The sequence below is a fragment of the Actinomadura sp. GC306 genome (genome assembly GCF_004348665.1).
Lineage (GTDB): Bacteria > Actinomycetota > Actinomycetes > Streptosporangiales > Streptosporangiaceae > Spirillospora.
On sequence record NZ_SMKM01000276.1, the window covers coordinates 1 to 8,880 of the forward strand.

Sequence of the window (8,880 nt, forward strand, 5' to 3'; positions counted from 1 at the left end):
GGTCGGGGGGGTCATCCGCGGCACCTCGCGTCCTTGATCGGGATACCGGTCGGCGGCGGCTGGCCGGACAGGTCCGAACCGGCGTAGTGGACGCCGATCAGCTTGACCTCGCACTGGTAGAAGTTCATCCACGACCCGTAGGAGGCCAGCCGGCCGAACGTCTGCAGCTTCGTGGGCGTCCGCTCCAGGAACCGCTCCACCAGCGGCGCGTCCCGGTTCAGGTTGTCGCTGAGGCGGCCGAGCTGGACGATGTCGTCCTTCAGCGGATCCCGCGTGACCTGCAGCAGCCCGGCGGTCGCGGTGGTCAGGTCGGCGATCGACCCGATCGCCTCACCGATCGGCTTGCGGTCGGCGGCGAGCCCGGAGGTGAACTCGCGGAGCGTCCGGACCAGGTCGACGAGCTGCCGGTCGCGCGAGTTGATCGTCTGCACGACGCTGTTGAGGTTCGTGATGACCTGGCCGATCACCTCGTCCTTGGCGGCGAGGGTGCTGGTCAGCTCGCCGACCGTGCGCAGCAGGCTCTCGATCGTCCCGGCCTCGCCCTGCAGCACCTTCACGATCGACTCGGAGAGCTTGTTGGCGTCCCCGGGCGAAAGCGCCTGCATCAGCGGCTGGAAGCCCTGGAAGAGCTGGGTGAGGTTGAGCGTCCCGGACGTGTTCTGCACCGGGATCGTCCCGCCGGGCCGCAGCGTCTGGTTCGGCGGCCCGGTGCCCTGGTCGAGGGCGATGTAGCGGCCGCCGACCAGGTTGAGGTACTTCACCGCCGCCGTCGCCGACGCCGGGATGTCGCGTTCGCGGTCCACCTCGAACGTGACCAGCGCCAGCCGCCGGTCGGTGACCTCGATCTTCTCGACCTGGCCGACCTCGACGCCCGCGATGCGGACCCCGTGCCCGGGATGCAGCCCGGCCACGTCGGTGAACTTGGCGTGGTAGGTGACGCGGTCGCCGCTGGTGGCGCCGGTGATGCTGGACGCCAGCAGCGCGGTCGCCAGCACCGTCACCCCGATGAAGATCAGTGAGCTGGTGAGGGGGAACGCCATCCCCTTCAGGCCCTGCCCGGTGAGCCTCAATTGACCGTCACCTCCGTGCCCCGGTAGATCGGCCCGACCAGCACGCTCGACCAGTCCGGGAGTTCCTCGGGCACCTCGTCGACCGACGGGCCGGTCAGCTCGTTCACCAGGTCGTTCTCGGACGCGGAGTTCGCGGGCCCGAGACCGCCGCCGGAGCCGCCGCCCTGCCCGGGGACGCCGCCGGCCGGGAGCACCTTCGTCTCACCGCCGCCGGTCGGCAGGTACGGGACGCTCGGGCAGCGCGGGCCGCCGCCCGCGCCGTACCGCGGCGCGTCCACGCCCGGCTTGTAGCGGTCTCTGCTCGGAACCGGCACGACCGTCCCGCGCATGCCCGGCCGGTCGGTGCCCTTGCCGAGGACCCGGTTCATCTTCGGGACGAAGTCGGCGAGCGTGCGGAACGTGCAGGGCGCGGCGGGGGCGTAGCGGCGCAGGAGGTCCAGGCTCGGCCGGCTCACCGTCGCCAGCTCGATGATGTTGCCGGAGTTCGCGCGCAGGAAGTCCTCCAGGTCGGCGGACGAGCCCGACACCGCCTCGTACAGCTCGGAGATCGCGGTGCGCTGCTCCACGATCGTGCGGCTCGTGACGGTGAGGTCCGTGAGGGCCTGCAGCAGGTCCGGCGCGGCGTCGGAGGCGTGCTGCGAGAACTCCGCCAGCTCGGCGAAGTTGCGGGCGAGCGCCGGGACCTCCGGGTTGAACTTGCGCAGGAACTCGTCGAGTCGCTCGAAGTTGTCGCCGATCTGGTCGCCGCGTCCCTCCAGCGCCCGCGACATCGCGTTGAGCGTCGCCGACAGCTTCGCCGGCTGGACGGTGTTGAGCAGGTCCATGGTGCGGTTGAGCAGCTGGGACAGCTCCACCGCGTTCGCGCTGCGGTCCTCGGAGATCACGTCGCCGTCCGCGATCGGCGGCGCCGCCGTACCCGGCTGCGGGGTGAGCGAGACGTACCGCGCGCCGAACACCGTCGTGGGCAGCAGCATCGCGGTGACGTCCGACGGGACGCGGTCGGCCAGCTCCGGTTTCAGCGCGAGCTCCAGCTCGGCGCCGTTCCCGTCCGCGCGGATCGAGCGGACCTCGCCGACGACGACGCCGCGGACCTTCACGTCCGCGAGCGGGTGCATCTCGTGCCCGGCCGTCCCGGTGCGCAGCGTCACCGTCGTCGTCTCGGTGAACCGCTTGTTGTAGATGGCGATCGACAGCCAGATCAGCAGCGCCGGGATCAGCAGGAACGCCACCCCGGCCAGCCGCTGCCCGACCACGTGCATCGTGCCCTGTCTCGCCATGTCAGCCCGTCGCCTTCGGCATGTCAGCCCGTCACCTTCACCGTCGTCGTCGCGCCCCAGATGGCGAGGCTGATGAAGAAGTCCGTCACACTGATCAGCACGATCGCGGTGCGGACCGCGCGGCCGACGGCGACGCCCACGCCGGCGGGGCCGCCGACCGCGCGGTAGCCGTAGTAGCAGTGCGCCAGCACCACCATGACGCTGAAGATCAGCACCTTGACGAACGAAAGCACCACGTCCTCGGGGGCGAGGAAGATGTTGAAGTAGTGGTCATAGGTCCCGGCGGACTGCCCGTTGAACCAGAGCGTCACCTGTCTGGACGCCAGGTAGGAGCTCAGCAGCCCGATCCCGTACAGCGGGACGATCGCGACGGTGCCCGCGATGATGCGGGTCGTCACCAGGTACGGCAGGGACGGGACGCCCATCCCCTCCAGCGCGTCGATCTCCTCGTTGATCCGCATCGCGCCGAGCTGCGCGGTGAACCCCGCGCCGACCGTGGCCGACAGCGCCAGCCCCGACACCAGCGGCGCGATCTCGCGGGTGTTGAAGTACGCCGAGACGAACCCGGTGAACGCCGACGAGCCGATCTGGTCGAGCGCCGCGTACCCCTGGAGGCCGACGACGACGCCGGTGAACACCGTCATGCCGATCATCACGCCGACGGTGCCGCCGATCACCGCCAGCGCGCCGCTGCCGAACGCGACCTCGCCGAGCAGCCGCAGCGACTCGCGCGTGTAGCGGCGCAGGGCGCGCGGCGTCCACAGCAGCGCCTTGACGTAGAAGGTGAGCTGGTCGCCGGGCCGGTCCAGCCACGACACGAGCTTGCCGGGCCGGAGCCGGCGCGCACCCGGGATGATCGCCATGTCAGGCCCCCTTCGGCGGGACGACCTGCAGGTAGATCGCCGTCAGCACGAGGTTGACGAAGAACAGCAGCAGGAACGTGATGACGACCGACTGGTTGACCGCGTCCCCGACGCCCTTCGGCCCGGGGCGCGGGTTCAGCCCGCGGTAGGCGGCCACGACGCCGGCGATGAACCCGAACAGCAGCGCCTTCAGCTCGCTGATGTACAGGTCGGGGAGCTGGGCGAGCGCGGAGAACGAGGCGAGGTAGGCGCCGGGTGTCCCGTCCTGCATCAGCACGTTGAAGAAGTAGCCGCCGGCGACGCCGACGACGGAGACCAGCCCGTTCAGCAGGACCGCGACCGCCATGCAGGCGAGCACCCGGGGGACGACGAGGCGCTGGATGGGCGAGACGCCCATCACTTCCATCGCGTCCATCTCCTCCCGGATCGTCCGCGAGCCGAGGTCGGCGCAGATCGCCGAGCCCGCCGCGCCGGAGATCAGCAGCGCCACGATCAGCGGGCTCGCCTGCTGGACGATGGCGAGCACGCTCGCGCCGCCGGTGAGGGACTGCGCGCCGAGCTGCTTGGCCAGCGACCCCACCTGCAGCGAGATGACCGCGCCGAACGGGATCGACACGAGCGCCGTCGGCAGGATCGCCACGGACGCGATGAACCAGAACTGCTGGATCAGCTCGCGCACCTGGAAGGGCCGCCGGAACGTCATCGCGATGACCGTCCCGGCGAGCGCGAACAGCCCGCCGACCTGGCGCAGCGCGCCGGTGGCCGGGGTCGTGCTCTCAGGCGCCGCCATGGCCGCCCGCCTCCTGCCGGTTGCGGCGCCCGGCCAGGATGGCCTGCTGCGCGGGATGGGGAAGGGTCGGAAGCATCGCGTCGAGGCGCTGCGCGTGGCGCTGCTCGCCGCGCCGCGGCGGCATCCCGGGCGACGGGCGCAGCTGCGGGGGGATCTCGATCGTGCGGCGGCGGCGCGGCGCGGCGGATGCCGCGGCGGCCGCCTCGGCGGCGAGGGCGGCGGCGTCCTTCTCCTCCGACATGCCGATGGGGCCGCGCGGGTCGCCGTGCAGGAACTGCGCGACGGCCGGCTCCTGGCTGGTGAGCAGCGCCTCGCGGGGGCCGAACGCGATGAGGTCGCGGCGGTAGAGCATCCCGATGTTGTCGGGGACGGTCGCCGCGATCTCGATGTTGTGCGTGACGATCAGCATCGTCGCGTCGATCCGCGCGTTGACGTCGATGAGGAGCTGGGACAGGTAGGCCGTGCGGACGGGGTCCAGGCCCGAGTCGGGCTCGTCGCACAGGATGATCTCGGGGTCCAGGACCAGCGCGCGGGCGAGCCCGGCGCGCTTGCGCATGCCGCCGGAGATCTGGCCGGGCAGCTTGCGCTCCTCGCCGGCCAGGCCGACCATCTCCATGCGCTCCAGGACGATGCGCCGGATCTCGGACTCCTTCTTGCGGGTGTGCTCCCGCAGCGGGAACGCGATGTTGTCGAAGAGGGACAGCGAGCCGAACAGCGCGCCGTCCTGGAACATCAGGCCGAACCGGCGGCGGGCCTCGTAGACCTTGCGGTCCTTGTCGTTGACCATGTCGACGCCGTCGATGAGCACCCGTCCCTGCTCGGGCTTGAGGAGCCCGATGAGCGACTTGAGGAACACCGTCTTGCCGGTCCCCGACGGACCGAGCAGCACGCTCACCTCGCCTTCGGGCAGCGTGAGCGTGACGTCGCGCCAAATGGTCTGCGGTCCGAAGGCTTTCGTCAGGCCTTCGACCACGACTTTAATTCCCAACGACCATCACCACCACCCTGTCCGGCCGGGTCAAGCGAGGACGTTACGGGTCAGTAGGCGTGGAATTCAATAGCGACCGGCAGGATTCCGCTGGCATTCGCGCTAATGGTCTTGGAAATTGTCACCCGCTTAGCATTCGATCTCCCAGGATTCGTCCCCGTTGACTACTTGGCGGTAACATGACGCCCCGCGGCGGGCCGCGGGCGGGCGCCGCGCGGAGGGGGTTGTCAACGGGACAGCATCCGGACCGCGGTTTTGTCACATCTCGCGCAATAGAGGGCCCTCGGACCCCCGATCCGGACCGGAAGCCTTGTCAGCGGACACTGACGTCTTTATGTTCGCTAGTGTTCCTCGATCCCGCCCCAAGGGTGTCCGCCACCGCTCGGCACACCCCGCCGGCGCCGCCGTTCCCCCCGGAACGGGCAGCACGGCGCCGGGTTGCCCAGCCGGCCCGATGCGGAGGTTTCCCATTCCCATGTCGCAGGCATTGGAATTGTCTGAAACGAGCAGGACCATCCTCGCCGATTTCATCCGCCTGCTGCGTTCGGAACTACCCGACGTCACCCAGGAGGTCGTCGACGAGATCCGGAAGTCGATCCCGGAGTACAATCGCTCGGCCGATTCCGCCTATGACCAGATTCTGCGGATCAGCACCGAGTTACTGCTCGCCGGATTCCTGGACAGCGTCACCGAGCCCGGCGCACCCGTCACCCAGCGCGACGAGACCTGCCGCGCGGTCGGGCAGTTCGAGGCCATCGAGGGGCGCAACCTCGACCACATCCAGGCCGCGACCCGGATCGCCTTCCACATCGCCTGGCGGCGCACCGTCGTCATCGCCGAGCGGGAGCAGATCCCCACGTCGATCGTCTCCAGCACGGTCGACGCGATGCTCGTCTACCTGGAGGAGTCCGTCGCCCAGATCCGGCTCGGCCACCAGCAGGCCACCGGGCACGCCGACGTGCGCCGCCGCGAGGACCGGCGGCGGCTGCTGCACCTGATCCTGCAGCAGCCCGCCGTCGTCCCCGAGGCGATCGAGGACCTCGCCCGCGCGACCTGCTGGTGGCCGCTGCCGGAGGAGGCCACGCTCATCGCCGTCCACCCCGAGGCGCCCTGCACCCGCGCCGCGCTGGACGCCGACGTCCTGGTGGACCTGGACTCCCCCGAACCGGCCATGCTCGTCCCAGGGCCGCTGACCGAGGCGCGGCACGCCATGCTGCACGCGGCCCTGTCCGACGCGACCTGCGTCGTCGGCCTCACGGTCCCGCTGGAGCGGGCCACCCACTCGCTGCGGTGGGCGCGGCGCGTCCTCGCCCTGGCCGAGGAGGGCGTCATCCGGGACGGGTCGCTCATCCCCTGCCAGGACCACCTGATGACCATGTGGCTGCTGTCGGACCCGCCGCTCGTGGAGGAGCTGAGCCGCCGGCACCTGGAGCCGCTGCGCGAGATGTCGGACGGCCAGCGCAGGCGGCTGGTCGAGACCCTCGCCGAGGCCGTCACGACCCGCGCGACGGCCGTCGACATCGGCGAGCGGCTCAAGATCCACCCGCAGACCGTGCGGTACCGGCTCCGGCAGCTCGAAAGCTACATGGGCGACAGCCTCGAGAACGCCGACACCCGGTTCTCCCTGGACGCCACCCTCCGCGCCGTCCGGCTGCGCAACCGCCGCGGCCACGGCCGCGGCGGCGCCCCCCAGCGCTGACCCCGCAGCCCGCTCAGCCCCCGGCGCCCGCTCAGCCCTCGGCGCCCGCTCAATCCTCGGCGCCCGCTCAATCCTCGGCGCCCGCTCAGCCCTCGACGCCCGCTCAGCCCTCGACGCCCGCTCAGCCCCCGATGCCCGCTCAGTCCTCGATCTCCGCGACGAGGACGTCCATGTAGCGGGCGGCGAACCGGGCCGCCGAGGGGAGCTCCCCGGCCTCGGCGGCGGTGAGCACGCGCGGACGGCTGATCCGCTTGGCCCGCCCGAGCCGCTCCACCCCGCCGGCGCCCTCGGCGAGCAGGTTGCGGACCCAGTCGGTGTCCGCCCCGTACGGCAGCCCGAAGATGAGCGTCCGCCCACTGCGGAACGCGGTGACGGGCGTCCGGTACTCGCGCCCCGACCGCCGCCCCTTGTGGACGACCACCGCGAGCGGCGGCACGTAGGGCGCGTACACCCCCTGAACCCGGTTGGTGAAGACCTTGTTGACCTTGCGGAGCCCCCTGGGCATCAGCGCTTTCGCCATGCGTCCTCCCTAACACGCCACCGCCCCCGACGCGTTGACTTGCGGCGTGTTGTTGTTATCCGGCGCTCCATAACAACGACACGCCGCAAGTCAACGGGTGATGGTGTACTCCTCCGGCTTCGCCTTGCGGGAGCCCGCCCAGAACTCGAAGGTGTGGCCCGGCCAGATCGTGCGGTTCACTCCCTGGTCGTCCAGGTACCAGCTGGCGCAGCCGCCCTCGTTCCAGACCGCGCGGCGCAGGCGCTTCTGCATCCGGTCGTTGAAGCGGCGGACGGCGTCCGGCTTCGGCTCGATCGTGTCGCCGCCGCGCTCCTGCAGCAGCCGCAGGCAGCTCAGCACGTGCTGGATCTGCACCTCGATCATGAAGACGACCGAGGTGTGGCCGAGCCCGGTGTTCGGGCCGAGCAGCATGAAGAAGTTCGGCAGGCCCGGGATCGTGGTGCCGCGGTGCGCCTCGATGCCGTCCGCCCAGATCTCCTGGAGCTTGACGCCGTCGCGCCCGGTGACGCGCAGGTCGGCGAGGGCGTCGGTCACCTTGAAGCCGGTGCCGTAGATGATGCAGTCGACCTCGTACTCGCGCCCGTCCGCGGTGACGACGGAGTTCTCGGTGACCTCCGTGATCTCGGACGTCTCCAGCTCCACGTTGGGCCGGGCGAGCGCGGGATAGTAGTCGTTGGACAGCAGGATCCGCTTGCACCCGATCGTGTAGTCGGGCGTCACCTTGGCGCGCAGCTCCGGGTCGGAAATCTGCCGGGCGATGTGCCGGCGGGCCAGCCACTCCTGCGGGCCGGACAGCCGCGGGTCGATCGTGAAGTTGACGGCGCGGGCCTCCAGCGTCCAGTAGATCCCGTTGCGGAACGCGCGGGCGGCCCCCGGGACCTTCGTGAAGACCGAGCGCACCGGCGCGGGGATGGACACGTCCGGCTTGGGCTGGATCCACGGCGCCGTCCGCTGGAACACCACGAGGTCGGCGGCCTGCTTGGCGATCTGCGGGACGAACTGGATCGCGGACGCGCCCGTCCCGACGACGGCGACCCGCTTGCCGCGCAGATCGTAGGAGTGGTCCCACTCGGCGGAGTGGAACGCGGTGCCCCGGAACCGCTCGATGCCGGGCAGGTCCGGGTAGGAGGGGACGTGCAGCGCGCCGATGCCGGACACGATGGCCTTCGGCGTCAGCGTCGACCCGTCCCCCAGCGTGACGTTCCAGTGCCGGGCCTCGTCGTCGTACTCCATGGCGTCGACGGACGTGCCGAAGCGGATGTGCTCGCGCACGCGGTACTTGTCGGCGGTGCGCTCCATGTAGGAGCGGATCTCGGGCTGCGGCGCGAACATCCGCGTCCAGCCCGGGTTCAGCTCGAACGAGAAGGAGTACATGTGCGAGGGGACGTCGCAGGCGCAGCCCGGGTAGGTGTTGTCGTGCCACGTCCCGCCGAGCGCCTCGCTCTTCTCCAGCACGACGAAGTCGTGGAAGCCGTTCTGCTTGAGCCGGATCGCCATGCCGAGACCGGCGAAGCCGGCGCCGATGATGACGATCGCCGGGGCACGCTCGCTCATAACCCATCCTCTCGCGTAACCTACTTCCAGTAAGTTACCTGGAGTAGGTTACTGACGGTAGGTCCAACAGGAAGGTTCCGCTGTGAGTGGCGCCACACCCCGCCCCGCCACACCCCGGC

General features: G+C 70.6%; 8 protein-coding genes. 1 reads left to right on the forward strand and 7 read right to left on the reverse strand.

Features of this window, described 5'->3' with window-relative positions:
• Positions 1-11 precede the first annotated feature (11 nt).
• Genes E1200_RS27695 through E1200_RS27715 form a run of 5 tightly spaced genes read right to left on the reverse strand, consistent with a single transcriptional unit; the run spans position 12 to position 4,988 of the window.
• Positions 12-1,070 (reverse strand): MCE family protein, encoded by a 1,059-nt coding sequence (locus E1200_RS27695; protein WP_207933568.1) that lies wholly within the window; start codon positions 1,068-1,070, stop codon positions 12-14.
• Positions 1,067-2,347, reverse strand: a complete 1,281-nt coding sequence (locus tag E1200_RS27700) for an MCE family protein (RefSeq protein ID WP_131955020.1) — start codon at positions 2,345-2,347, stop codon at positions 1,067-1,069. The genes E1200_RS27695 and E1200_RS27700 overlap by 4 nt, the downstream gene beginning before the upstream one ends.
• 23 nt (positions 2,348-2,370) lie before the next feature.
• Complete coding sequence (locus tag E1200_RS27705; RefSeq protein ID WP_131955021.1) at positions 2,371-3,210, reverse strand: ABC transporter permease; 840 nt, start codon at positions 3,208-3,210, stop codon at positions 2,371-2,373.
• A 1-nt stretch (position 3,211) separates the two neighbouring features.
• Positions 3,212-4,000 (reverse strand): ABC transporter permease, encoded by a 789-nt coding sequence (locus tag E1200_RS27710; RefSeq protein ID WP_131955022.1) that lies wholly within the window; start codon positions 3,998-4,000, stop codon positions 3,212-3,214.
• On the reverse strand, positions 3,987-4,988 hold the full coding sequence (locus E1200_RS27715; RefSeq protein WP_131955023.1) for an ATP-binding cassette domain-containing protein: 1,002 nt from the start codon (positions 4,986-4,988) through the stop codon (positions 3,987-3,989). The genes E1200_RS27710 and E1200_RS27715 overlap by 14 nt, the downstream gene beginning before the upstream one ends.
• Before the next feature lie 493 nt (positions 4,989-5,481).
• Here E1200_RS27715 and E1200_RS27720 point away from each other — a divergent pair, with 493 nt between their 5' ends.
• On the forward strand, positions 5,482-6,687 hold the full coding sequence (locus tag E1200_RS27720; RefSeq protein ID WP_131955024.1) for a PucR family transcriptional regulator: 1,206 nt from the start codon (positions 5,482-5,484) through the stop codon (positions 6,685-6,687).
• A 139-nt stretch (positions 6,688-6,826) separates the two neighbouring features.
• On the opposite strand, the gene E1200_RS27725 is transcribed toward E1200_RS27720, so the two are convergent.
• Both E1200_RS27725 and E1200_RS27730 read right to left on the reverse strand, forming a co-directional pair.
• Positions 6,827-7,207, reverse strand: coding sequence for a nitroreductase family deazaflavin-dependent oxidoreductase (locus tag E1200_RS27725; protein ID WP_131955025.1), 381 nt, complete (start codon positions 7,205-7,207; stop codon positions 6,827-6,829).
• A 90-nt stretch (positions 7,208-7,297) separates the two neighbouring features.
• On the reverse strand, positions 7,298-8,761 hold the full coding sequence (locus E1200_RS27730) for an NAD(P)/FAD-dependent oxidoreductase (protein WP_131955026.1): 1,464 nt from the start codon (positions 8,759-8,761) through the stop codon (positions 7,298-7,300).
• Positions 8,762-8,880: the final 119 nt, after the last annotated feature.

Bases quoted from the DNA above. Each gene is read 5' to 3' on its own strand.
- E1200_RS27725 (WP_131955025.1), bottom strand. From the start codon at position 7,207: ATGGCGAAAGCGCTGATGCCCAGGGGGCTCCGCAAGGTCAACAAGGTC.
- E1200_RS27700 (WP_131955020.1), bottom strand. From the start codon at position 2,347: ATGGCGAGACAGGGCACGATGCACGTGGTCGGGCAGCGGCTGGCCGGG.
- E1200_RS27730 (WP_131955026.1), bottom strand. From the start codon at position 8,761: ATGAGCGAGCGTGCCCCGGCGATCGTCATCATCGGCGCCGGCTTCGCC.
- E1200_RS27710 (WP_131955022.1), bottom strand. From the start codon at position 4,000: ATGGCGGCGCCTGAGAGCACGACCCCGGCCACCGGCGCGCTGCGCCAG.
- E1200_RS27705 (WP_131955021.1), bottom strand. From the start codon at position 3,210: ATGGCGATCATCCCGGGTGCGCGCCGGCTCCGGCCCGGCAAGCTCGTG.